Consider the following 23,896-nt stretch of genomic DNA (forward strand, 5'->3'; position numbering starts at 1 on the left):
TCAACTCGGGGCTTGCTCCTCATTCGATAGTGAGCTCTCTTGGAATGCGAGCCTCACAATGTGCTCAAGCCGCTTTGGCCAGTCTGCGCCCAGGTGCTCGTTAAGCATTGGCACGAGTGTCGTCCCGTCGATCAGTTCAGTCCTACGATTATCCTCTGCTTCCTTCTTGGCCCCCTTTGTAAATCCGGAGGTCGTAACGATCGCCAGCTTGGCATGCGCCAGATCGGGATTCCCCAGGCCATTCAGCGCTCGAACTATGGCAACAGGAACTTTCTTCTCTTTGTAGCGCTTGCACTCGACGATGACCCTCTCATTGCGCCCTACAAGGTCTCTCGTCGCGTGCACGTCGTAGCCACCGTCTTGACTCGAAGGAGTGAGAACAGTTTCGTAGCCCATCTCACGCCACAGTGCGGCAACCAACGCCTCGAACTTCCTCGGATCAAGTTCCTTGAGCAGTGCTACGCGCTCTGCAATCGTCTTCGGATTACCAATCCATTTTGCGCGAATAATATCGATGGCGTCCGCGATTGTATGGATACGGCGATCCGGCAAGCCATGCTGGGCGAGCATATAGAGGTCTAGTGCCTGAATTGCAGAGCCTGGTCGTGCGGGGAGCATTTCCAGGACCCAGGTAACCCCCTCCCAGGCATCCCCCTGGTTAGTCTTATCTCGCCACCGCAGACGTTTCATAGACCCAGAATTAAGTGCGACTTCCGCATCCTCTTGATCTACTTGACTAGCATGATTGAGCATCAAGCGGTAGATGTCTGTATCCATGATGGAGGTGCAGGCCGACAGCATCCTCCACAATAAGTCAATTACTTCCTGCTCTGGTCGATCTTCGACGTCACTGAGATAGAGAGCAAACGCTTCATCGGATGGAAAAGTGACATACGGACGCATGTTACTGGGCGGTGCGTCAAAGGAACTCTCTCGAAGCCATTGCTCAAGAACTTCCTTGACCGAGGGTTCATCCATGTAGTGCGTCGTCCCCATCTGACCGTGGCCCCAGAATTTGCAAGACACACGCCAGGCGCTCACGCCGAATCAGCGCGAGGGGCAGCGGCCTTGAGAAATATGGCGTGGGCGACGGGGCAGATTCACCATCCCCATTACCAAAGGGCCGTTCAGGGTCGGCCGTGCCACAAGCATCATAGCGGTCTGTGCTCGTTGGTCGTTGGTTGTTGCACCAGATTCGCGCGGTGTGCGTAGTGAAGGGACCCGGACACTGTGTCCGGGTCCCTTCACTACGCACACGTCATCCTTGTCCTGGCCCCACGCAAGTAGGGCCTCTACCTGCCCAGACATCAGCTCTGTACCGTGAGACGGGCCCCTACGACCGCAGGAGACAGCACGTTATGCGTGGTCTTGGAGATCACCTCAGCATCGGTGAACGCATCGCGTTCTACCGGAAGCGTCGCGGCTACACGCAAGAGGTACTCGCCGGATTGGTCGGTCGTAGCACCGATTGGTTGGCGAAGATCGAGACGGGGCGCCGGAAGCCTCCCAGGATCGACATGCTCGCTGAGTTGGCGCGGATCCTGCGTGTTCCACTCGGGGATCTATTCGGGCAGACCGTGCTCATAGAAGACGAGAGGCAGCAAGACGACGTTCCTGCTGTACGCGACGCGCTCATGAGCCCGCGTCGGCTATCGCGTCTGCTGTTCGGCCCCGAGGCTGAAGTACAGCTCCCTACGCCGGCGCCTGTGGCCGTGCGCGTGGAGCAAGCCTGGAACGACTACCAGGGTGGGCGACTCGGCAGCGTCATCTCCGCGCTTCCGGCGCTCCTTCAGACTGCGCAAGAGCTGGAGGAGCGAGCCGCACGGCGCGGCGAGGACCGTAGCGACTGCTGGGCAGTGTCGGCCCGCACCCATCACCTCACAGCAACGACCCTCGCCAAGATCGGTGAGTCGGACATCTCATGGCTCGCTGCGGAGCGTGCGATGCGTGCCGCAGACGAGTCCGACGACCCACTCGTGCTGGCGTCCGCCGCACGATCCGGCACACACGCGCTGCTGGCCAACGGCCGGTACGACGACGCGTTGGAGCTGGGCAACACGGCCGCCGCATGGCTCTCGTCTCAGGTGACCGACAACGACCCTGCCGCGCTGAGTCTGCTGGGGATGATCCATCTGCGAGCCGCAGTCGCGGCGGCTCGCCACCAGGACCGGCTCACCGCTGCCGGCCTGCTGGACCGAGCCGAAGAACTTGCGGATGATCTCGGCAGGGATGAGAACTACTGGCAGACCGGCTTCGGGCCCACGAACGTGCTGCTTCACCGTCTGTCTGTTGAGCTGGATCTCGACAACGTGTCGTACGTGGTGGAACACGGCAGGATCAACGTCGACCACATGCCTCAGGAACGCAGCGTGTCGCACCGTATCGACTTCGCACGCGCTCTCTCCCTCAACGGTCAGGGCGATGAGGCATTCATGGAACTCCGCACGGCCGAACGCACGTCGCCGCAGCTCGTACGCAACAATCCGAGGGTTCGCGAGACGCTGCGGGATCTGATCAAGCAATCACCGGTTACCGGCGGCTCGCGATCGTCCGAGGTGTTCGTGATGGCTCAACGGTGCAGGGCGGTGCAGTGAGTTCAGGAAAGCGTGGGGTGCTCGGAGTCGTCGGGTCGGCGGCCGGAGGCGTAGAGGCGTTGCGCACCGGCCTGGTTGAGCCCGCGATGGGGCGCGGTTGGCAGGTGGCGGTCACTCTGACGCCGACCGCTGGTCAGTGGCTACGGATGAGCGGCGAGGTCGAGAAGTTGGAGAAAGTCACCGGCCTACCCGTGCGCGATGAACCCCGCCTTCCTGGCGAGGCACGACCGCACCCGCCGGTTGACTGCTATGTGGTGGCCCCCGCGTCGGCCAACATGGTGGCCAAGCTCGCCACCGGCCTGATGGACAACCAGGCGCTCACACAGGTGGGTGAGGCGATCGGCACCCTCGGATTGCCCCTCGTCGTCTTCCCGCGGGTGAACGCGGCGCACGCCCGCCACCCGGCATGGAAGAACCACATCGACACCCTCCGGGCGGGAGGCGTGCGCATCGTCTACGGCCCGGAGGTGTGGCCGCTGTACGAACCGCGCGAGGCGCCGGCGGGGCGCGAACTGCCCTGGGAGGCAGTGCTGGATGCCGTGGACGAAGCGACTCGATGATGAGTCGTCAACTGCCTTGAGCTGCAAGCAAAGAGGACCCGGACACTCTGTCCGGGTCCTCTGCCGTTCACGGCTACATGCTCATTGGCATGCCAAGGATCAATGAGCGAAGCGGCGAGCTGGAAGGCATGACTCCTGCTGAACTCGCTTTGGTCAAAGCGAGTTTGAGGGACGCACGCCTCACAGTCGAACGACTGCTGAGGCGTGCGGATGAACTCACAGCGACGGTGGAGTCTCGCTACCCACAAGCCGCTCAAGCCGGTCAAGCCGCTCCCCGAGCAACCGGAGAGCGTCATGAATCGTGCTGAGCTCTGCGGCCAGGGCCGCGAATGCGGGGCTACTACCCGGCTCGGTGCCGAGGGGGGCAGCGGGGTCGCGGACGAACGTCCCGCGCCCCTGCTGGGTGAGGATCAACCCCTCGTCACGGAGCTGGCCGTACGCGCTCTGAACAGTCATGAGCTGTACACCGAGTTCCTTGGCGAGGGCGCGAGCTGCTGGGAGCCGGTCCCCCGCGTCGTACTCGCGATCGGGGCCCGTGATCTTCTCGCGGAACTGCGCCGCAATCTCCTTGGCCGTCGGCGTGGGCTTGGGCACTTCGGGGCTCTGATCCATGCCCCCGAGAGTAACCGGACCTAGGTCAATCTCATGTCGCTCAACCGCACCCTCTTGACAGTCAGATTGACCTAGGTCAATCTAAAATCGTCGCCGAACGCGAGGCCCGGAAGGGCTTCAACGGCCGTGTCAGTGCCCGGAAGCAAGGCCCGGATTCAGCACTGCGAAGAACTCAACAGAGTGCCGACCCAGCCACCTGCACACGGGTGGTCGATGGGTGCGGGTCACCATCCCGACCGACCATGTCGGGCCGGGTGACCTGCCCGGATCCGCCCCTCGGGGCGGTGACGGCATGGAGTGATCTGAATCCGCAGCACCTTCGCGAGGGCCAGCCCCCCGCTTCAAAGCCCCGGCACTCAGCCGTGAAGGGCGCGAGATCGAATCTCGCCCGGGGCGCTCCCCCAACCGCGCCTGCGGCTCGGGGCTTCCGGAGCAGCCGCCGTCTCACCAACACGCCTGCGGCTGCTCCGGCTCTCCGTCCCTCCCCTTTCAGGAGTTTCCATGCGTGCGTACATCGGTCGCCAACAGGCCGTCTCTGCCGAGGACTTCGCCGAACTCGCGCTCGGCACCCCCGTTGAGCTGTGGCTCGGGGTCGAGGGCGAGAGCGAGCAGGAGCGCGCGGCCCGCGAAGACGCGGCGCGCGACATCCTCGCCGACAACCCCGACCTTCCCGACGACCTGATCCGCATCGCCGCGCAGGTCATCGAGGACAACCCGGACCTGTTCGACGTCATCCCCCTCACCCGCCCCGCCCGCCGCCGCCCGGCCCGCAAGGGGGTCGCGGCATGACCACCTCGCACCTCGCCCCCGAGGCGCCCGCATCCGGGGTGCCCCCGCTGACCCGCCCGGAACTGGGTCTTGCCGGAGTCGGCGCGCTCGCCGCGGCCGGAGTCGGCGCGCTGGGTCTGATCTCCTCCTTCGACGCCGTCTCCGCCGCCGCGCTGCGGTGGGGGTTCTCCTCGCCGTGGATGCTGCCGGTCGGTATCGACGTGGCCATTCCGGTATTCACCATGGCCAACCTGCTGCTGATCCGCATGGATATGGCGCTGGCCTGGGTGCGGTTCGTGCCCTGGGTGCTCACCCTGATCACCTGCGGCCTGAACGTCGCGGCCGGACAGGACCTGTGGGCCAAGGTCGCGCACGGGACCATGCCGCTGCTGTGGGTCGTGTTCTCCGAGATCGGCGCCCACATCTACGCCGTCCGCATCGGCGCCGCCACCGGCCGACGCATGGAGAAGATCCGCTTCTCCCGCTGGCTGCTCGCCTTCCCCTCCACCTTCGCCCTGTGGCGCCGCATGACGCTGTGGGAGATCACCTCCTACAGCGAGGCCCTGGCACGGGAGAAGGAACGGCAGTTGGCCTGTGCGGACCTGCGCGAGCGCTACGGCCGTAAGTGGCGGTCGAAGACCCCGCGGCGCGAGCGCGTGATGCTGCGCATGGGCGAGCTCGCCCCCGCTGCTGCCGACTTGGGTGCCGAGCCGACGCCGGCCCCGGAGCCTGCCACGGCACCGCAGGCGCCGAAGCAGGCGGCGCCCAAGCCGCGCAAGCGGCCGGGCAAGGGCGCCGCGCCGCAGCGCACGCCGGCCGAACTGCTCGCGGAAGCCCGCACGGCTACGGCTGACTGGCCCGACAGCCAGATCAACGGTGAGGCGCTGCGCAAGGCGCTGCACTGCGGTGCGGCTCCGGCCCGGCAGGTGCGTGACGCGCTGCTCGCTGAGCGGGCCGACGGCCGCGCCCTGCACTCCGTGAATGCCACCGACGACCCGGCGTCCGGTGAGGGTGGCGAGGAGGTGGCCGCGTAATGGCCGCCTACACCAAGTGCTACGACCCCTCCGGCGCCCGGTTCGGGGTGCCCACGTTCCCCTGGCAGTTCGCCCCGCGCGGCTACGCCACCCGACGGCAGTTACGGGCCCGCGGCCTGCGCCCCGGCGGTCAGCCGATCGCCGCACAGGTGATGCGCCACCACCGGGGCCGCAAGGGAGGGGTGCAGGTCGCCTACCTCTATCGCATCGACCTGGCCAAGCCGGTCCGGCCGATGACCTCCCGCCGCTGCGGGGCGCTCGCGCTGGCGATGCTCGCCCGCCGCACCTGCCCCAAGTGCCGGGTCGTCTACAGCTACTGCCTGCCGACCTCGCTCGGCATGTGCGTGCTGTGCGCCTACCCCGAGGAACAGCGCGCCGCGTGACCTACCAGATGTCCACGAACTCCAGGACAGCTTCGAGGACTCGGCTCCTGCGGCGGTGTGACTTGCTGCAAAAACGCCGCCTTCGCCAGCGACTTTCTGGCTGCTGCACCAGCTTGCCGCACCACTTGCACGGCCGCGTCCTGAACGCAGATTCCCCCATGCCACCCCCCGTAGCACCACGATCCGGCGGGGTCCGTCCGCCCACCTCCTACAGCGACGGCCGGACCACGCCTCTTCCCTTGGAAGGGACCATCCAGTGAAGCACCCCGACGACGACAACGAACTCTTCAACCGACTCGAAGCCGAGATGACCGCCGACTCCGGGGGCGAGGTAGTCGACCTCGACAAGGCACGGTCGGCCCGTACCGAGTCGGCCGACCCGACGACCCGACCCGGCGCCGACCGGTCGGCCGACTCCGACGCGAGCGAGTCGGGCGACCCGACCGCCCGCCCGATGGTCGACCTTCCGACCGCCAAGGCGGCCGGTCCGGGCTACCTGGGTCGGCTGCTCGCCGCGCAGCGCCGGCCGGTCGTCCCGCTGTGGCTGAAGTCCACGGCGGAGCTGAAGACCGCCACCGCGTGGGTGGCCCGGCACTACGCGCACTCGGTCGGCTATCACGCGCTGCGCTCCCCGGTCTACGCCGCTCGCCTCAGCCTCCAGGCCCCCTCCGGTGCCGCGAAGTTCGTGGGCGCCACCATGCGGTGGGTGGCCGACCGTGAGGGCGAGCCGGTCCGTCTTGCGGCCGTGCGTCGCGAGGACGCTGCCGAGTACCTGAAGCTGTCCCGGCAGCGTGACGGGCGGGTCCGACTGCGCACCCTGGTCGCGGTGCTGGCGATGTTCATCGGGCTCGGCTCCGCCCTCGCCATCTATGTGCTGGCCCCCGACTGGCTTCAGGCCCTGTCGGTCGGCGCGGTCGTGATGGCGCTCGGGGCGGCCGGCCGCAAGGCGGATGACCCGGTCATCCATCGCGCGGTGGAACTGCCCACCGCGGTCAAGCTCACCAGCGACATCGTGCTGCGGGCGCTCGGCTCGCTCGGCATCCCCGCCATCAACCAGGCGCAGGGCAAGGGCCGGGACGGCTTCGAGTTCACCGCCCCGATCACCCGCGACGGACCCGGCTGGCGGGCGGAGGGCAACCTGCCCTACGGCGTCACCGTGACCGACGTCATCGAGCGCCGCGACCGGCTCGCGTCCGGACTGCGCCGCCCGCTGGGCTGCGTGTGGCCGGAGGCGGTCCCGAACGAGCACACCGGGCACCTGGTGTTGTGGGTCGGCGACCAGGACATGTCCAAGGCCAAGAAGCCCGCGTGGCCGCTGCTGAAGTCGGGCAGCGTGGACCTGTTCAAGCCGGTCGCGTTCGGCACCGACCAGCGCGGACGCTGGGTCGAGATCACGCTCATGTACATCGCGGCCGTCATCGGCGCGATCCCCCGCATGGGCAAGACCTTCCTGCTCCGCCTCCTGCTCCTCATCGCGGCCCTGGATCCGCGCGCTGAGCTGCACACCTACGACCTCAAGGGCACCGGCGACCTGGATCCGGTAGGCAACGCCGTGAGCTACCGGCACCGGGCGGGGGATGAGGAGGAGGACATCGAGTACGCGGTGCGGGACCTGCGCGCGCTGCGCGAGGAACTCCGGCGCCGCGCCAAGATGATCCGCTCCCTGCCCCGCGACATCTGCCCCGAATCCAAGGTGACCTCCGAGCTGGCGAACAAGAAGTCGCTGGGACTGCACCCGATCGTGGTCGGGGTGGATGAGTGCCAGGTCTGGTTCGAGCACGACAAGTACGGCAAGGAACTCGAAGAGATCTGCACCGACCTGGTCAAACGGGGACCTGCCACCGGGATCGTGCTGCTGCTCGCCACCCAGCGCCCGGACGCCAAGGCGCTGCCCACGGGCATCAGCGCGAACGCATCGGCCCGGTTCTGCCTGAAGGTCATGGGCCAGCTGGAGAACGACATGGTGCTCGGCACCTCCGCCTACAAGCGGGGCGTGCGCGCCACCATGTTCAGTTGGGCTGACAAGGGCATTCACTACTTCGTCGGCGAGGGCTCGGACGCCCGGATCGTCGGCTCCGTGTACGTGGATGCCCCGGCCGCCGAAGCCATCGGTGCCCGCGCCCGCAAGGCCCGCGAGCTGGCCGGCACGCTGTCCGGCTACGCGCTCGGGGAAGAGCCGGAGCTGGACGCGTCCAGCGCGTATGACCTGCTGCGCGACATCCTCGCCGTCGTGGCGGCCGACGAGCCCAAGGTCTGGTCCGAGACCGTCGTCTCCCGCCTCGCCGAACTGCGGCCCGAGGTCTACGACGGCTGGGACCCCGAAGGGCTCGCCGCCGCCCTGAAGCCGCACGGCATCGCCACGATCCAGGTGGGTCGCCGGGTCAACGGCAAGGTGGTCAACCGGCGCGGCATCGACCGCTCCCACATCACCGCCGCGATTGCGGAGCGTGACGGACTCCGGGACGCGGGCTGACGCTCCGGGGCCGCTAGCGATAGCGGCACACCCCGCTAACGTTAGCGGCCCCGCTAGCGCCCCAAACCGCCTCTGATCAGGCCGCTAGCGGATAGCGGCCCACCTGCGGAAACCCCTGAAAACCGCCTGGGAGGGCTCTTCGTGACCCCCATCCTCATCGCTATCGCCTGCCTACTCGCCATCACACTCGGTTACGGCGGTCTGTGTGCGGCCTCGCCGTTCGGCGACTGCCGCCGTTGCCGTGGCATGGGCCACGCGCTGAAGCGCGACCGCAAGGGACGGCTCAAGCGCGGCAAGGACTGCCGCCGCTGCCACGCCACCGGCAAGCGCATCCGCGTCGGCCGCTGGCTCTACAACCGCTGGGCCCGCATCTACCGCGCCGGCACCACCGACTGACCCCGGGAGCATCCATGACCCACAACCCCGAGCACCGCCCGCCCGTCATCGTCTGCCGTGACGAGACGAGCGACTTCCTGTCCGCGGACGTGCAGGACTGGTTCCGCGCCGATCCGGTCAGCCTCACCGACCTGCGCCGCGCCCTCGCCGACATGCGGGCGCGGTTCGCCAACCTCGCCCGGTCGGAGGGCTCCTGATGGTTCTGAGCATTTCCGCCGTGCTGCTGTTCGGCGCCGCGTCCGCCCTCGCCGTCAAGACCAGGTCCGCCGGGGCCGGAGCGGCCGTCGTGCTGTTCCTGTTCGGGTTCTTCGTGGCCGGGACCGGCGCGTACGAGCCCATCCGCAACCTCGTGCAGGCGTCCGCGGACGCCCTGTCCGCGCTCGGCAACTGACCGGAGGCCACCCGTGAATGAACCCATCGTCGCGCGGCACTGGCTTGCCATCGCCGCGCCCAAGGGCGCGCCCGCGATCGCCACCACGACCGTGCTCGCGCTGGCCCGGATCTGGAACGCCAACGGCGCCGAACACTCCGTCGGCAGCGCCGTCCTGATGGGCGCCCTGTCGCTGGGGGCCGCCGCCGCGGGCGTGGCCGCGGGCAACAGCACCGGCGACTCCGTCCTGGTGGGCACCGCGTTCGCCGCGTCCGGCGCGCTCGCCTTCGCGGGAGTCGCCGGATACACCGACGGCATGCCGCTGCCGCTGCTGCTGTGGTCCCTGGCCACCACCGGCGCCTACGCGCTCGCCGCCCGCTACTGGCGCACCGACCGCCGCGAAACGGTCGCCCATCAGCGGGACATCACCGAGCGCCGCGAGGAACGCGCCCACATCGAGCGCGTCGAAACTCTCCGCGCCACCACACAGGTCGAGGTGGCGCGCACCGGTGCCGCCTACGCCGAACAGCTCGCGCAGGCACTCGTCACCCGCGCCACCCTGCCCGGCTTCGACCCCACCGCCCTGGAGCGCACGGGCCTGCCCGAGCTGCCCGCACACCACCGGGACACGTGACAGGGGGCCGGCGTGCGACTCCTGATCTGGCGTGACGCCTCGCACTTCGACCGGTTCGACGACCTGCCCTGCGCGCTGTGCGGCAAGCCCACCCCGATGCGCTCGCACACCCAAGAGCCGGTCCACAAGGTGTGCGCGGAGCAGTGGAACGACACCCACCCCGAAGCTCCCCGCCACCGGGCTGGGAGCCGCGATCTGGGCACACAGCGCTTCCACGACGACGCGCCCACCCCCAGCAAGCAGACCACAGTGCGGCTGCTGCCCCAGCCGGCCGCTCCCGAGCCCATGCCCCTGTACCTGCCCACCACAGGGAGGAAGTCCGCATGAGCGCGATCCTGTGGCCCGTCATCGGCCGCATCGTCACCGCCCTGGACGCCGCCAACGGCACCGGCGACCACGAGAGGGCGATGCGTCTGATCAAGGTCGTTGAGGAGGCAGGCGAGGCATCCGCCGCCTACATCGGCATGACCGGCCAGAACCCCCGCAAGGGCACCACCCACAGCCCGGCCGACGTCGCCGGCGAACTGTGTGACGTCATCATCGCCGCCGCCGTCGCCCTGCACGCCTTCAGCGACCAGCCGGCCGCCACCCTGACGGCCAAGTTGGATGCTGCCGCCCGGCGCCTCACCCGCGACAAGGACCAATAGCTATGCCCGGGGCGGGCGCCGTCTCACCACAAGCCTGCGCCCGCCCCGGATCTCCAGTCCCTCCAAGAGAGCAGGAGACCTCCAGCATGACCCACGCCCCCGCCGCGCCGCCGGAGGGCGGCAACATCAGCCTGTGCACCGGCTCCGCCGCGCTGGACCTGGCCGTGGAAGCCGTCACCGGCCTGCCCACGGTCGCGGTCGGCGAGAAGGACCCCGCCGCCTCGAAGCTGCTGGCCGCCCGCGTGCCCCACGCCCGCAACCTGGGCGACATCACCACCGTGAACTGGGAGGCGCTGGCCTCCGAGGTCGCGCGTCCGGCAGCGTTGACCGCCGGTTTCCCGTGTCAGGACATCTCCAATGCCGGACCTCGGGGAGGGATCGCCGGTGACCGCTCAGGACTCTGGAAAACCATCGCCCACGGCGCCATTCGCCACCTACGACCCCGCCTCGTCTTCCTGGAAAACGTCGCCGCCCTCCGCTCCCGCGGGCTCGACGTCGTCGCCGCCGACCTGGCCGCGCTCGGGTACGACGCGCGGTGGATGTGCCTACGTGCTGGAGATCCCGAAGTCGGAGCCTGCCACCGGCGCGACCGCTGGTTCGCCGTCGCGTATCCCGCTGCTGAAGACCCCCACGTCACAGCTCGGCAGGAACGGCGGACCGCAGCACCCGGACAAGCGCAAGGCCGGCGGGCACGGGCCCACGCTGGAGGACGAAGTGGTCTTCTTGCTGCCCCCGAGCGAGGGCTGAGGCTCCTGCCCACCCCGGCCGCCGCCGACGGCACCGGCGGCCCCGGCACCTCCGCCAAGCGGCAGGGCGGGATGAACCTGCGCACCGCCGTCACCCTGCTGCCCACCCCCGCCGCACGGGACTGGAAGTCGGAGGCCTCCAACCTGATCGGGACCAACTCGCGTCCGCTCAACGAGGTCGTCGTCAACCTGCTGCCCACCCCGAAGGCGTCGGACGGGCCGCACGGCGGGCCGAACCAGCGCGACACCGCGGGCCACTACTACCTGCCCGGCCAGGCCGTCCGCCTGGACGAGCGGTGGGTGGCCACCAACGGCACCGACTACGGCCCCGCCATCCGGCGTTGGGAGACCGTCCTCGGACGTCCCGCACCGGAGCCGACCGAGCCGGGCACCAAGGGCAACCGCCGACTGTCCCCGGCGTTCGTGGAATGGATGATGGGCGCCGATCCCGGCTGGGTCACCTCACCGGACCTGGGCCTGTCGCGCTCCGACCAGCTCAAGATCCTCGGCAACGGCGTCGTCATCCACCAGGCCGCCCTTGCCTACCGCCTGCTGCTCGCCGCCGACGCGCCCGCGATCGCGGACCCTGTCCCGGCCCAACTCGCCCTGGACATCGCCTAGATACGCCCGGGGCGGGCGCCGTCTCACCACAAGCCTGCGCCCGCCCCGGATCTCCAGTCCCTCCAAGAGAGCAGGAGACCTCCAGCATGACCCAACGAGCGTCAATCGGCGAGGGCCACCCGGCCCACGTCACCCCCACCCATCTGCGCACCGCGCTGGAACTCGCCACCGCCGGCGTGCCCGTGCTGCCACTGCGGCAGGGGAAAGTGCCGTTCGGCAACTGCCGCGCATGCGCCAAGAACGCATGCGGCGGGCGACCGAACATGAAGAGCGCGGGCCCCTGCCAGTGCCCCGGCATCTGCCACGCATGGGCCGCCGCCACCACCGACCCCGCCGTCCTCACCTCCTCCGCGTGGGCTGCGATCTGGCATCAGGCCGTGTGCGTCGGCTACCACCCCGGGGGCGCCGGTCTGACCGTCCTCGACCTCGACAACGCGGCGGCCGTCACCTGGGCGCACGAGACCCTGCCTGCCACCCGCACCGTGTTCACCACCCGCGGTCAACACTGGATCTACCTGGGCGTCATGCCCTCCCACAACGCGGTCCGCCCCGGCGTGGACATCAAGTCGTCCATGGCGTATGCCCGTTGGCTCTCACCCGGCACCGGCCGCATGGCCCACCTGCCGGAGGCCGTCCGCGCCCTGGGAGGGAAGGAAGACACCACCCCCGCCGGTGGGGAGGTGGCCTCTTCCGTCCCCGGGCGCGCCACCTGGGACCGGACGGTTGCCACCGGGTGCCGCCACACCGAGGCGTATGTGCGCACCGGCCTCGACCGCGGCCTTGCCATGGTGCGGGCCCGCACCGAATCCGGCGCCGGCTCACAGGCGTTCGGCGTGGCCCGCTTCCTGGCCGTACAACACACGGGGTGCCCCGGGCCCTGTGGGCTCGCGGCGATCGGGGAAGAGATCGTGGCCGCCGCCGTCTCGGTCGGTGTCCCCGAGCCTTACGCGCGCCGCGCGGTCACCAACGGCCTTGAGACGACTGTGGAGCGTGCGGCATGAACAAAGCATCCCGAAATCCCACGAACGACCCTCAGGACGCCGTACAGGGGCCGCCGCGACCGACCGTGGGCGAACCGAAGGACGTCGCCCGCAAGGGCGCCCATATCGCTGTTCGCCCTGACTCGCAGACCGGCGATGGGCGTTACCCCGTCGCGTGGCTGCGCATCACCGCCCCCGGCGGCGCCACCCCCACCGCCACGTCGACGTGCCGGTGCGGCCGTGACCGCAGCGCCGTCGGACACACGCGCGTACACGCCCTGATCACCGACCACAAAGCCCACCGCGACACCTGCCCGCTCCGCAACCTCCAGGAAGGGAGGGACGCCGCATGATGGACCGCCCCGCCCCCGACACCGAGGAACTGCCCCCACCCTCCAACCCGTTGGCTGTCGCCCGCCGTCTCCTGCCCGACTGGCAGAACGAGGACGGACAGCTTGTGTGCCGGCGCTGGCGCGGCTCGTGGATGCGCTGGACCGGTGCCCACTGGCGGGAGATCGACGAAGCGCAGGTGCGCAAGGCCATGTACGAGCGCCTGGAACACGTCGTCTACCTCGCTCCGGTCAAGGACGGAGAGTTCGAGCAACGCGACTGGGCACCCACGAAGACGAAGATCGGCAACCTGCTCGATGCGCTCGGAGCCATCACCCTGGTGCCCACCGACACCGATGCCCCAGCCTGGATCGACGGCGAGGGTGAGACGGACGGCGGTCCGATCGTGGCCTGTGAGAACGGGCTGCTGCGCATCCGGGACCGCGCACTGTTGGCGCACACGCCGGGCCTGTTCAACCTGGTCTCCGTCCCCTTCGCGTACGACCCAACCGCCACGGCGCCGACCTGGGATCACTTCCTGTCGCAGATCTGGCCCGACGACCCCGACGCCATCGCCGCGGTTCAGGAGTGGTTCGGCTACGTCCTCTCTGGCCGCACCGACCAGCAAAAGATCCTGCTCATGGTCGGCCCGTCCCGCTCCGGCAAAGGCACCATCGCCCGCGTGCTCAAAGAGCTGGTCGGCAAGGAGAACCTGGCCGGACCGACCCTCGCCGGGCTCGGTACCAACTTCGGCCTGTCCACCCTGATCGGAAAGCCGCTCGCGGTCATCGCCGATGCCCGGCTGGACGGCAACAGCAACAACAGCCAGGTCGTCGAACGGCTGCTCACGATCTCCGGTGAGGACACGATCGACATCGATCGCAAGTACCGCGAGGTGTGGACCGGCAAGCTCCCCACCCGGCTGGTGATCCTGTCCAACGAGCTGCCGCACTTCGGCGACTCCTCCGGCGTCATCGCCCGCCGCTTCGTCCTGCTCAACATGCGGGTCTCCTGGCTCGGCAAGGAAGACCCCACCCTCTTCGACCGCCTGGCCGCAGAAATGCCCGGCATCCTCAACTGGGCACTGGAGGGCCTCGCCCGACTCCAGCGCACCAAACGAATCACAGAACCGGCCTCCAGCCGGGAAGCGGTCACCACTATGCAGGACACCGCCTCGCCCACGTCCGCGTTCATCCGCGAACGCTGCACCACCGGACCCACGTGCAGTGTGCCCGTAGACGCGCTGTGGACGGTCTGGCGGGAGTGGGCCGAAGACAATGGCGTCCGCCCCGGCACGAAGCAGGTGTTCGGCCGCAACCTCCTGTCCGTGGTCCCCCGGCTCAGCCGCTCACGCCCCCGCGACGCGTACGGCCGGCAGGTGGTCACCTACACCGGGATCACGCTCAACGTGTCCGAGCCACATTTGCCTGAGTCGCGACTCATCGCGTCTCAAGACCCCCCTGAGATCCGCTGAGTGCCGATGAGTCGCGACTCATCGGAATGTATTTCCAACTCGTGGAGGACGCAGTGAGCGCGACCGCGCCCATCCAGGCTGACCCAAGGGCCATCCTCCGGGGTGGCCTCCCGGACCGATACCTCAAGCCCGAAGACATAGCCGAGATCTTCGAGGTGCCCCTCGAAACCGTCTACCAGTGGCGCAAGAAGCGGACCGGCCCGCCCGGCTTCCGCATCGGCAAGCACCTCCGCTACGACCCCGCCGACGTGCGCGCCTACGTCACCCAGCGCAAGGACGCCGACCGAAACGCCGCGTAGCTGAACACCCGCCAGAGACAGCAGGGAGAGCCGTCGCCAACGGCTCTCCCTGCTGTATGTCGAGAGAGGACCGCCGCCGCATGGCTGGCCACATCCAAGACCGCTGGTACAAGACCGAGACCAACGCCGACGGCAAGACCGTCCGAGTCCATACCGACCGCTACGGCTCTGGCCTGCGCTACCGCGCGAGGTACATCGGCCCCGACAGTACCGAGAAGTCCAAAAGCTACCCCGATGGACAGAAGCGCCTCGCCGAGAAATGGCTCTCGAAGGTAGAGGCCGACATGGACAGCGGCAACTACATCGACCCGGCCGCCGGCCGAACGACGTTCCGGCAGTACGCCGAGAAGTGGCTGAAGACTCAGACCACCGACTTGACGACCCGAGAAACGGTCACCTCCACGATCCGCGGCCACGCGCTCCCCTACCTTGGCTCGCGGCCCCTCGGCTCCTTCAAGCCGGAACACATCCGCGACTGGCTGAGCGAATTGGAACAGGCTGTACCTGCAACGTCCTACCGGCGCGTGATCTACAACAACGTGTCGACCATCCTTAATGCGGCCGTGGATGACGGCCACCTGACGAAGAACCCGTGCCACGCGCAATCCGTACGCCCTCCCGCGGCGGGAACTGGCCGCGTGGTGCCGTGGACCGCCCAACGCGTCTTCGGCGTCCGGGAGGCATTGCCAGAGCGCTTTCGCGCGGCGGTGGACCTCGGAGCGGGATGCGGTCTGCGACAGGGAGAGATCTTCGGGCTCCCTGTCGACGAAATCGACTTTGAGTCCGGCTGGCTGCACATCGTGAACCAGGTGAAGGTGACGACCGAGGGTCTCGTATTCGGCCCGCCGAAGCGGGACAAGCTTCGGGATGTTCCCCTGCCCGACCGCGTGGCGGATGCCCTCAAGCGCCACATAAAGGAGTTTCCACCGGTCTCGATCACCTTGCCGTGGCTACGGAAGGACGGCCGCATGGTGACGCACAAATTGCTGTTCACCCGCCTCGACGGCGCGGGAGCGGTCCGCCGGACCGACTTCAACACCCACGCCTGGAAGCCCGCTCTCGTCGCGGCAGGAGTGATCCCCGAACCGAAGCCGGGCGAGCGTCACCAGGCTGCACGCGAGCACGGCATGCACGCACTGAGGCACTTCTACGCGTCGGTCCTGCTGAACGCCGGGGAGAACATCAAAGCGTTGAGCCACTACCTTGGGCACAACGATCCGGGGTTCACGCTGCGGGTGTACACGCACCTCATGCCGAGTAGCGACGCACGGGCCCGGAACGCCGTGGACGGGCTGTATGCGGCCACCGATCCGGAGCCGGACGGCCCACAGACGGCCCACGGGCACTGACAGGACATGGGGCCGACGGTCGCGAACCGTCGGCCCCACATGTCTGATCAGCAGGAAACCCGCTCTGACCTGCCCCTACAGCACCGGCAGGTTCTTCCGCAGCTCGAACGCCGTGACCTCGCTGCGGTACTCCTCCCACTCCGACTTCTTGTTGCGCAGGAAGAAGTCGAAGACGTGTTCGCCGAGGGTTTCTGCGACGAGTTCGCTGCGCTGCATGAGGGCCAGGGCCTCGCCGAGGTTCTGCGGGAGGGGCTCGATGCCCATCGCGCGGCGCTCGGCGTCGGAGAGGGCCCAGACGTCGTCGTCGGCGCCCGGCGGGAGCTCGTAGCCCTCCTCGATGCCCTTCAGGCCCGCGGCCAGCAGCAGCGCGTACGCCAGGTACGGGTTCGCGCCCGAGTCGATGGAGCGGACCTCGACCCGCGCCGAGCCGGTCTTGCCGGGCTTGTACATCGGGACGCGGACGAGGGCCGAGCGGTTGTTGTGGCCCCAGCAGATGTACGAGGGAGCCTCGCCGCCGGCGCCCGCCGTGCGCTCCGAGCCGCCCCAGATGCGCTTGTAGGAGTTGACCCACTGGTTGGTGACGGCGGAGATCTCCGCGGCGTGCTTGAGGAGGCCGGCGATGAAGGAGCGGCCCACCTTCGAGAGCTGGTACTCGGAGCCGGACTCGTAGAAGGCGTTCCGGTCGCCCTCGAAGAGGGAGAGGTGGGTGTGCATACCGCTGCCCGGGTACTCCGAGAACGGCTTCGGCATGAAGGTGGCCTGCACGCCCTGCTCCAGCGCGACCTGCTTCATGATCAGCCGGAAGGTCATGATGTTGTCGGCCGTGGAGAGCGCGTCGGCGTACCGCAGGTCGATCTCCTGCTGGCCCGGGGCACCCTCGTGGTGGCTGAACTCGACCGAGATGCCCATCGACTCCAGCATCGTGATGGCCTGGCGACGGAAGTCCTGGCCCACGTTCTGCGGGGTGTGGTCGAAGTAGCCCGAGTTGTCCGCGGGGGTGGGCCGCGAGCCGTCGAGCGGGCGGTCCTTCAGCAGGAAGAACTCGATCTCGGGGTGGGTGTAGAAGGTGAAGCCCAGGTCGGACGTCTTGGCGAGGGCCCGCTTGAGGACGTAGCGCGGGTCAGCGAAGGACGGGGAGCCGTCGGGCATGAGGATGTCGCAGAACATCCGGGCCGTGCCGGGCGCCTCGGCACGCCAGGGCAGCACCTGGAAGGTGCCGGGGTCCGGCTTGGCGATCATGTCGGACTCGTAGACGCGGGCGAAGCCCTCGATGGCGGAGCCGTCGAAGCCGATGCCCTCGTCGAAGGCCTGTTCCAGCTCGGCCGGGGCCACGGCCACCGACTTGAGGAAGCCGAGCACGTCCGTGAACCACAGACGTACGAACCGGATGTCACGCTCCTCCAGCGTCCGGAGCACGAACTCCTGCTGCTTGTCCATCTTCCGCTTCCACCCATCCTTGCTGGTCAGGCCGCCTGCTCCCACGCCTCGGAGACGATCGGGGCTCCTGAGCATCCCACCACAACACCATTTCATGCGCGTTGCGGACCTTGATCGGCCGGGCGACCTCGGTCTGAACGCCTCGCGTACGGGAGGTGTCCTGCTCCGGTGCCCATACTGCCTGCTCACGGCCCCGCCTGTAAGGGCCGACCCTCAACCGCTCCGGGACCGGCCCCGTCCGGCTTCGGCCAATCCCGCGCCCGCCCTGCCGACAACGCTCCCCGCACGATTACGATCAGCGCACCGACCGTCCCATCCCCATAAGGACTCACCATGGGTTCCGCCAAGAACACCGCCACCGCGACGCGCAAGGCCCGTATAGAGGAACTGCGCCGTGCCGAGCGTGCGCGCGCCCGGCGCAACCGGATCCTGGTGATCGCCGCGAGCGTGGTCGTCGTCGCCGGTCTGGCCGTCGGCGGTGTCGTGCTCGTCCAGTCGCAGTCCGACGACGAGAAGAGCACCGCGAGCGACGCGAAGCAGGCCTCCGGGCACTTCGTCACGGGCGCGGACGGCGTGCGGACCTGGAAGGGCACCCTCGCGCGCAACCACGTCACGAAGACCGTGTCCTACCCGATGGAACCCCCGGTCGGCGGTGACCACAACCAGGTCTGGATGAACTGCAACGGCGACGTCTACACCAAGGCGATCAACAACATGAACGCCGTGCACTCGCTGGAGCACGGCGCCGTGTGGGTGACGTACAACGCCAAGGCGTCCGCGGGCGACGTCAAGGCGCTGGCCGCGAAGGTCAAGAAGACCCCGTACACGCTGATGAGCCCGGTCGACGACCAGAAGGACCCGATCATGCTGAGCGCCTGGGGCAAGCAGCGCACGGTGACGAGCGCGACCGACAAGAACGTCGACGCGTTCTTCTCGGAGTTCGTGCAGGGCAAGCAGACGCCCGAGCCGGGTGCCGCCTGCACCAACGGTCTCTCGCAGTGAGGCACGTCGGGTGGGTCGCGGGCGGCGCGGCGGCCGTGCTGGTCGCGGCCGGGGCGATCACGTACGCGGTGGCCGACGGCGACGACTCCGGGACGCGGGCGCCCGCCGCCGACTCGGCCGACGCGGGGTTCGCCCGGGACATGGCGGTCCACCATCAGCAGGCCGTGGAGATGTCGTACATCGTCCGGGACCGCACCAAAAACACGGAGGTGCGGCGGCTCGCGTACGACATCGCGCAGACGCAGGCCAACCAGCGGGGCATGCTGCTCGGCTGGCTCGACCTGTGGGAGCTGCCGAAGGTGTCGGCCGACCCGCCGATGACCTGGATGGGCATGGGCGACATGGCCTCCGGCAAGGACGGTTCGCTGATGCCGGGCATGGCCACCAACACCGAGATGAAGCGGCTCGGCACGCTCGAAGGGAAGCAGGCCGAGGTCTTCTACCTCCAGTTGATGACCGACCATCACAAGGGCGGCATCCACATGGCGGAGGGCTGCGTCGAGAAGTGCACGGTCGGCGTGGAGAAGCGGCTCGCGCAGGGCATGGTCGCCTCGCAGCAGTCGGAGCTCGACCTGATGGCCGACCTCCTCGACCAGCGGGGCGCGAAGCCGCGCGACTAGGAGGACGGACGCCCCGTCACCGGCCGTCGGGTTCCGGCCGGTTCCACCACGCCCTGTTCCAGGGTTCCGTCGCGCGCCCGCCCTGTTCCGCCCACCCTGTCGCGCACCCTGTTCCACCGTCACCGTGACGTGCCTGGCTCCGACCCTGCCCGTGATCCCGACAGACCGAGGGAAAACCCTCGATCTTGGGCACGAAGATCCATCAAATCGTCCCAAACAACCGTGAATCACGGCCACTTGGGGTTTCCTTGGCTCTTTCATTCCCCTGGCATGAACGGTTCATCGCAAGAGTGGCCCCCATCTGTGATCCATTCCTCCCGCCCTGGTAGGGCGTGGGGTCCCACGTGGTTCACCGACCAACCACTACATGCGACGAACCGCATCGCAGGGGGTTCTATGAGATCCAATCGCGCCACCAGGCGTGCCGGGGTGAGCATGGCGGCGACACTGCCGCTGCTCGCCGGTGCGCTGGCGTTCGGCATACCCGCGGCCCACGCCGCGGACGGTCCGAGCCGGGACACCCTCTCGGGCACCAAGCCCGCGTGGGCCACCGCCACGGCCGACAAGGGCGCTGCTTCGGACAGCTCCCAGGTCTCGGCCCGGGTCTACCTCGCCGGCCGGGACGCCAAGGGTCTGGCCGCGTACGCCAGGTCCGTGTCCGACCCGAACTCGGCCTCGTACGGCAAGTACCTGAGCGCCAAGAAGACGCAGGCACGTTTCGGAGCCACCAAGGCGCAGGTCGCCGCGGTGACCTCGTGGCTGCGGTCCGCGGGCCTGAAGGTCACCGGAACCACGCAGCACTACGTCTCCGTCACCGGTGACGTGGCCGCCGCCGAGAAGGCGTTCGGCACGCAGCTGCACAACTTCACCAAGGGCAAGAAGACCTACCGCGCGCCGTCGAAGACGGCCTCCGCGCCGGCCGCCCTGAACGGCGCCGTCCTGACCGTCACCGGCCTGGACAACGCCCCGCACAAGGCGCAGCACGCGGACCAGCTGCCGCCGCCGGACGCGGTGTTCAAGAACGCCGGGCCGTTCTCCTCGTACTACGGATCGAACACCGCGAGTGCCCTGCCCTCCGCCTACGGGAAGAAGATCCCGTACGCCGTGCAGGGGTACACGGGCAAGCAGCTGCGTGCCGCGTACGGAGCGGGCAGCCGCACCGGCAAGAACGTCCGCGTCGCCATCACGGACGCGTACGCCTCGCCGACCATCGCCTACGACGCGGCCACCTACGCCGCGAAGCACGGTGACGCGAAGTACTCCACCAGCCAGCTCCGTCAGGTGCTGCCGGCGGGGTACACGAAGACCGAGGAGTGCGGGGCGGCGGGCTGGTACGGCGAGGAGACCCTCGACGTCGAGGCCGTGCACGCCGTCGCGCCGGGCGCGAGCATCACGTACGTGGGTGCCGCGTCCTGCTACGACGACGACCTGCTCGACTCGCTCAGCAAGATCGTCGACGGGCACCTGGCCGACATCGTCTCCAACTCGTGGGGCGACATCGAGGCCAACCAGACCCCGGACCTCGCGGCGGCCTACGACCAGGTCTTCCAGTTCGGCGCGGTCGAGGGCATCGGCTTCTACTTCTCCTCCGGTGACAACGGCGACGAGGTCGCCAACACCGGCACGAAGCAGGTCGACACCCCGGCCAACTCGGCGTGGGTGACGGCGGTCGGCGGTACCTCGCTGGCGGTCGGCAAGGGCGACAAGTACCTGTGGGAGACCGGCTGGGGCACCGAGAAGGCCTCGCTGTCCGAGGACGGCAAGAGCTGGACCGGGTTCCCGGGCGCGTTCACCTCGGGTGCGGGCGGCGGCACGAGCAAGACCGTGGCGGAGCCGTACTACCAGAAGGGCGTCGTCCCGAACGCGCTGGCCAAGGCGAACAACGCCGCGGGCAACCGGGTCGTCCCCGACATCTCGGCGATCGCCGACCCCAACACCGGTTTCAAGGTCGGCCAGACGCAGACCTTCCCGGACGGGACGGAGCAGTACAGCGAGTACCGCATCGGCGGCACCTCGCTCGCCGCTCCGGTGATCGCGGCGGTTCAGGCGCTCGCCCAGGAGGCGCGCGGCGGCAAGGCGATCGGTTTCGCCAACCCGTCGATCTACTCCAAGGCCGGCTCGAAGGCGTACCACGACGTCACGGACCACCCCGTCAAGGGCTCCGGACTCGCCGTGGCGCGCGTCGACTTCGCGAACGGTATCGACGCGGCGGACGGTCTGCTCACCTCGGTGCGCACCCTCGGCGCGGACAGCTCGCTGAAGGCCGTGAAGGGCTACGACGACGTGACCGGCGTGGGCTCTCCCGCCCCGGGCTACGTCAGCTCGTACAGCCGTCACTGACCGGCGCTCACCCGCGATGCGCTCGCCTCTCCACCGGAGGCGGGCGCATCGCGCGTTCTGCGCCCGAGCGGGCCGTGCCTCCCCCACCCGCATGCCATCGCGTCGCTCTGACGATTACACTGGCCGGGTGCCTCCTCTGAACTTCCGGTCGCCCTATCAGCACGGCTTCGCACGCGTCGCCGCCTGCACGGGCCACACCGTCATCGCGGACCCGCAGGCCAACGCCGAGGCGGTGCTGCGCCAGGCGCGCAGGTGCGCCGACGAGGGTGTCGCCGTCGCCGCCTTCCCGGAAATGGGACTGTGCGGCTACTCGATCGAGGACCTGCTGCTCCAGGACGCGCTGCTCGACCAGGTCGAGGAAGCGCTCCGTACGGTGGTGGCGGGGTCGGCGGAGCTCCTGCCGGTCCTGGTCGTGGGCGCCCCGCTGCGTCACCGCAACCGGGTCTACAACTGCGCGGTGGTCGTGCACCGGGGCCGCGTCCTCGGTGTCGTGCCCAAGTCCTATCCGCCGAACTACCGGGAGTTCTACGAGCGCCGGCAGATCGCGGCGGGCGACGACGAGCGCGGTGGCTCGATGCGGCTGGACGGCGAGACCGTGCCGTTCGGCGTGGACCTGCTGTTCGCCGCCGACGACGTGCCGGGTCTGGTGCTGCACGCGGAGATCTGCGAGGACATGTGGGTGCCGGTGCCGCCGAGCGCAGAGGCGGCCCTGGCGGGCGCGACCGTCCTCGCCAACCTCTCCGGCAGCCCGATCACCGTCGGCCGGGCCGAGGACCGCAAGCTGATGTGCCGCTCGGCGTCCTCGCGCTGCATCGCCGCGTACGTGTACGCGGCGGCCGGGCTGGGCGAGTCGACCACGGACCTGTCCTGGGACGGCCAGACCATGATCTACGAGAACGGGACGCTGCTGGCCGAGTCCGACCGCTTCCCGCTCGACGACCAGTTCTCCGTGGCGGACGTCGATCTCGACCTGCTGCGCCAGGAACGGCTGCGGACCGGCAGCTTCGACGACAACCGGCGCACCCACTCCACCCGCACCGCCGAGTTCCGGACACTGTCGTTCCGGCTCGACGCCCCCACCGGCGACCTCGGCCTGCGGCGCCGGATCGAGCGCTTCCCGTTCGTGCCCGCGGACCCCGACCGGCTGGCCCAGGACTGCTACGAGGCCTACAACATCCAGGTCGCGGGGCTGCAGCAGCGGCTCGCGGCGATCGGTGGCCCCAAGGTGGTCATCGGGGTGTCCGGCGGGCTCGACTCCACGCACGCGCTGATCGTCGCCGCCCGTGCGATGGACCGGGCGGGCCGCCCGCGCAGCGACATCCTCGCCTTCACGCTGCCCGGCTTCGCCACCAGTGACCACACCAAGGGCAACGCGCACGAGCTGATGCGCTCCCTCGGTGTGACCGCGGCCGAGCTGGACATCACGCCCACCGCACGGCTGATGCTGGACGAGATGGGCCACCCCTTCGCCTCCGGCGAGCCCGTGTACGACGTGACCTTCGAGAACGTCCAGGCCGGACTGCGCACCGACTACCTGTTCCGGCTCGCCAACCAGCGCGGCGGCATCGTGCTCGGCACGGGTGACCTGTCGGAGCTGGCGCTCGGCTGGTCCACGTACGGCGTGGGCGACCAGATGAGCCACTACAACGTCAACTCGGGAGTGCCGAAGACGCTGATCCAGCATCTGATCCGGTGGGTCATCGGCAGCGGCCAGTTCGGCGAGGACACCGACCGGACGCTCGCCGCGATCCTCGACACGGAGATCAGCCCGGAGCTCGTGCCGGGCGAGGAGATGCAGTCCACCGAGTCGCGCATCGGCCCGTACGCCCTGCACGACTTCACCCTGTTCTACGTGCTGCGGTACGGCTTCAGGCCGTCGAAGATCGCCTTCCTGGCCTGGCACGCGTGGCACGACCCGGACGCGGGCGCCTGGCCGCCCAACTTCCCGGCGACGAAGCGGGACGCGTACGACCTGCCGGAGATCCGGCGCTGGCTGGACGTGTTCTGCCGCCGCTTCTTCGGGTTCGCGCAGTTCAAGCGCTCGGCGATGCCGAACGGGCCGAAGGTCTCGGCCGGCGGTTCGCTCTCGCCGCGCGGCGACTGGCGGGCGCCGTCCGACAGTTCGGCCCGCACCTGGCTGCGCGACCTGGCCCGCTTCGATCCGCCGGAGACCGAGGACTGACCCCTCCGAGAGCCGGGGGCCGGCCTCACGAGGGCCGGGGGCCCG

At 68.9% G+C, this 23,896-nt stretch carries 25 protein-coding genes; 22 read left to right on the forward strand and 3 right to left on the reverse strand.

Features of this window, described 5'->3' with window-relative positions:
* Complete coding sequence (locus B0675_RS01280; RefSeq protein WP_179165216.1) at positions 1–978, reverse strand: restriction endonuclease; 978 nt, start codon at positions 976–978, stop codon at positions 1–3.
* Between the two features lie 380 nt (positions 979–1,358).
* Here B0675_RS01280 and B0675_RS01285 point away from each other — a divergent pair, with 380 nt between their 5' ends.
* On the forward strand, positions 1,359–2,594 hold the full coding sequence (locus B0675_RS01285) for a helix-turn-helix domain-containing protein (RefSeq protein ID WP_081216879.1): 1,236 nt from the start codon (positions 1,359–1,361) through the stop codon (positions 2,592–2,594).
* Positions 2,595–2,611: 17 nt separating this feature from the next.
* Positions 2,612–3,154 carry a flavoprotein gene (locus tag B0675_RS01290; protein WP_081216880.1) on the forward strand — a complete coding sequence of 181 codons (543 nt, stop codon included), beginning with the start codon at positions 2,612–2,614 and terminating at the stop codon, positions 3,152–3,154.
* A gap of 216 nt (positions 3,155–3,370) precedes the next feature.
* Here the strand turns inward: B0675_RS01290 and B0675_RS01295 are convergent, their stop codons facing one another.
* Complete coding sequence (locus B0675_RS01295; protein ID WP_081216881.1) at positions 3,371–3,766, reverse strand: GntR family transcriptional regulator; 396 nt, start codon at positions 3,764–3,766, stop codon at positions 3,371–3,373.
* Between the two features lie 501 nt (positions 3,767–4,267).
* Here B0675_RS01295 and B0675_RS01300 point away from each other — a divergent pair.
* From B0675_RS01300 to B0675_RS01375, 16 genes are all read left to right on the forward strand, one after another.
* Complete coding sequence (locus B0675_RS01300) at positions 4,268–4,555, forward strand: hypothetical protein (RefSeq protein ID WP_081216882.1); 288 nt, start codon at positions 4,268–4,270, stop codon at positions 4,553–4,555.
* Positions 4,552–5,568 carry a DUF2637 domain-containing protein gene (locus B0675_RS01305; RefSeq protein ID WP_081216883.1) on the forward strand — a complete coding sequence of 339 codons (1,017 nt, stop codon included), beginning with the start codon at positions 4,552–4,554 and terminating at the stop codon, positions 5,566–5,568. The genes B0675_RS01300 and B0675_RS01305 overlap by 4 nt, the downstream gene beginning before the upstream one ends.
* A complete protein-coding gene (locus B0675_RS01310; protein ID WP_081216884.1) occupies positions 5,568–5,951 on the forward strand; it encodes an RRQRL motif-containing zinc-binding protein in 384 nt (127 codons plus the stop codon). Before B0675_RS01305 ends, B0675_RS01310 begins: the two co-directional genes overlap by 1 nt.
* 256 nt (positions 5,952–6,207) lie before the next feature.
* Complete coding sequence (locus B0675_RS01315; protein ID WP_179165217.1) at positions 6,208–8,424, forward strand: cell division protein FtsK; 2,217 nt, start codon at positions 6,208–6,210, stop codon at positions 8,422–8,424.
* 141 nt (positions 8,425–8,565) lie between these two features.
* Positions 8,566–8,820 (forward strand): hypothetical protein, encoded by a 255-nt coding sequence (locus B0675_RS01320; protein WP_081216885.1) that lies wholly within the window; start codon positions 8,566–8,568, stop codon positions 8,818–8,820.
* A gap of 14 nt (positions 8,821–8,834) precedes the next feature.
* Positions 8,835–9,017 (forward strand): hypothetical protein, encoded by a 183-nt coding sequence (locus tag B0675_RS01325; protein ID WP_081216886.1) that lies wholly within the window; start codon positions 8,835–8,837, stop codon positions 9,015–9,017.
* Positions 9,017–9,211: a hypothetical protein gene (locus tag B0675_RS01330; protein WP_081216887.1), complete on the forward strand. Its 195-nt coding sequence runs from the start codon at positions 9,017–9,019 to the stop codon at positions 9,209–9,211. The genes B0675_RS01325 and B0675_RS01330 overlap by 1 nt, the downstream gene beginning before the upstream one ends.
* A 13-nt stretch (positions 9,212–9,224) precedes the next feature.
* Entirely contained in the window at positions 9,225–9,824 is a 600-nt protein-coding gene (locus B0675_RS01335; protein ID WP_081216888.1) for a hypothetical protein, read from the forward strand.
* Between the two features lie 12 nt (positions 9,825–9,836).
* Positions 9,837–10,151 (forward strand): hypothetical protein, encoded by a 315-nt coding sequence (locus tag B0675_RS01340; protein WP_081216889.1) that lies wholly within the window; start codon positions 9,837–9,839, stop codon positions 10,149–10,151.
* Positions 10,148–10,471 carry a MazG-like family protein gene (locus tag B0675_RS01345; RefSeq protein ID WP_081216890.1) on the forward strand — a complete coding sequence of 108 codons (324 nt, stop codon included), beginning with the start codon at positions 10,148–10,150 and terminating at the stop codon, positions 10,469–10,471. Before B0675_RS01340 ends, B0675_RS01345 begins: the two co-directional genes overlap by 4 nt.
* Positions 10,472–10,557: 86 nt before the next feature.
* On the forward strand, positions 10,558–11,838 hold the full coding sequence (locus tag B0675_RS01350) for a DNA cytosine methyltransferase (protein WP_081216891.1): 1,281 nt from the start codon (positions 10,558–10,560) through the stop codon (positions 11,836–11,838).
* Positions 11,839–11,924: 86 nt separating this feature from the next.
* On the forward strand, positions 11,925–12,839 hold the full coding sequence (locus B0675_RS01355) for a bifunctional DNA primase/polymerase (RefSeq protein WP_081216892.1): 915 nt from the start codon (positions 11,925–11,927) through the stop codon (positions 12,837–12,839).
* Positions 12,836–13,171 (forward strand): hypothetical protein, encoded by a 336-nt coding sequence (locus tag B0675_RS01360; RefSeq protein ID WP_241539665.1) that lies wholly within the window; start codon positions 12,836–12,838, stop codon positions 13,169–13,171. Before B0675_RS01355 ends, B0675_RS01360 begins: the two co-directional genes overlap by 4 nt.
* The gene (locus tag B0675_RS01365; RefSeq protein WP_081216893.1) at positions 13,168–14,622 is read left to right on the forward strand and encodes a phage/plasmid primase, P4 family; all 1,455 of its coding nucleotides are present in this window, start codon (positions 13,168–13,170) and stop codon (positions 14,620–14,622) included. Before B0675_RS01360 ends, B0675_RS01365 begins: the two co-directional genes overlap by 4 nt.
* Before the next feature lie 26 nt (positions 14,623–14,648).
* Positions 14,649–14,921, forward strand: coding sequence for a helix-turn-helix domain-containing protein (locus B0675_RS01370; protein WP_081216894.1), 273 nt, complete (start codon positions 14,649–14,651; stop codon positions 14,919–14,921).
* A gap of 80 nt (positions 14,922–15,001) precedes the next feature.
* The gene (locus B0675_RS01375) at positions 15,002–16,270 is read left to right on the forward strand and encodes a site-specific integrase (protein ID WP_081216895.1); all 1,269 of its coding nucleotides are present in this window, start codon (positions 15,002–15,004) and stop codon (positions 16,268–16,270) included.
* A 75-nt stretch (positions 16,271–16,345) separates the two neighbouring features.
* Here B0675_RS01375 and glnA read toward each other — a convergent pair whose 3' ends face one another.
* On the reverse strand, positions 16,346–17,707 hold the full coding sequence (gene glnA / locus B0675_RS01380; protein ID WP_081216896.1) for a type I glutamate--ammonia ligase: 1,362 nt from the start codon (positions 17,705–17,707) through the stop codon (positions 16,346–16,348).
* Positions 17,708–18,040: 333 nt separating this feature from the next.
* On the opposite strand from glnA, the gene B0675_RS01390 reads away from it, so the two are divergent.
* The 4 genes from B0675_RS01390 (at position 18,041) to B0675_RS01405 (ending at position 23,851) form a co-directional block, all read left to right on the forward strand.
* The gene (locus B0675_RS01390; RefSeq protein ID WP_081216898.1) at positions 18,041–18,709 is read left to right on the forward strand and encodes a DUF3105 domain-containing protein; all 669 of its coding nucleotides are present in this window, start codon (positions 18,041–18,043) and stop codon (positions 18,707–18,709) included.
* Complete coding sequence (locus B0675_RS01395; protein WP_081216899.1) at positions 18,706–19,329, forward strand: DUF305 domain-containing protein; 624 nt, start codon at positions 18,706–18,708, stop codon at positions 19,327–19,329. Before B0675_RS01390 ends, B0675_RS01395 begins: the two co-directional genes overlap by 4 nt.
* A gap of 396 nt (positions 19,330–19,725) precedes the next feature.
* Positions 19,726–21,669 (forward strand): S53 family peptidase, encoded by a 1,944-nt coding sequence (locus tag B0675_RS01400; RefSeq protein WP_081216900.1) that lies wholly within the window; start codon positions 19,726–19,728, stop codon positions 21,667–21,669.
* 127 nt (positions 21,670–21,796) lie between these two features.
* On the forward strand, positions 21,797–23,851 hold the full coding sequence (locus B0675_RS01405) for an NAD(+) synthase (RefSeq protein ID WP_241539666.1): 2,055 nt from the start codon (positions 21,797–21,799) through the stop codon (positions 23,849–23,851).
* Positions 23,852–23,896 lie beyond the last annotated feature (45 nt).

It is taken from the genome of Streptomyces sp. M41(2017), assembly GCF_002078175.1.
GTDB lineage: Bacteria > Actinomycetota > Actinomycetes > Streptomycetales > Streptomycetaceae > Streptomyces.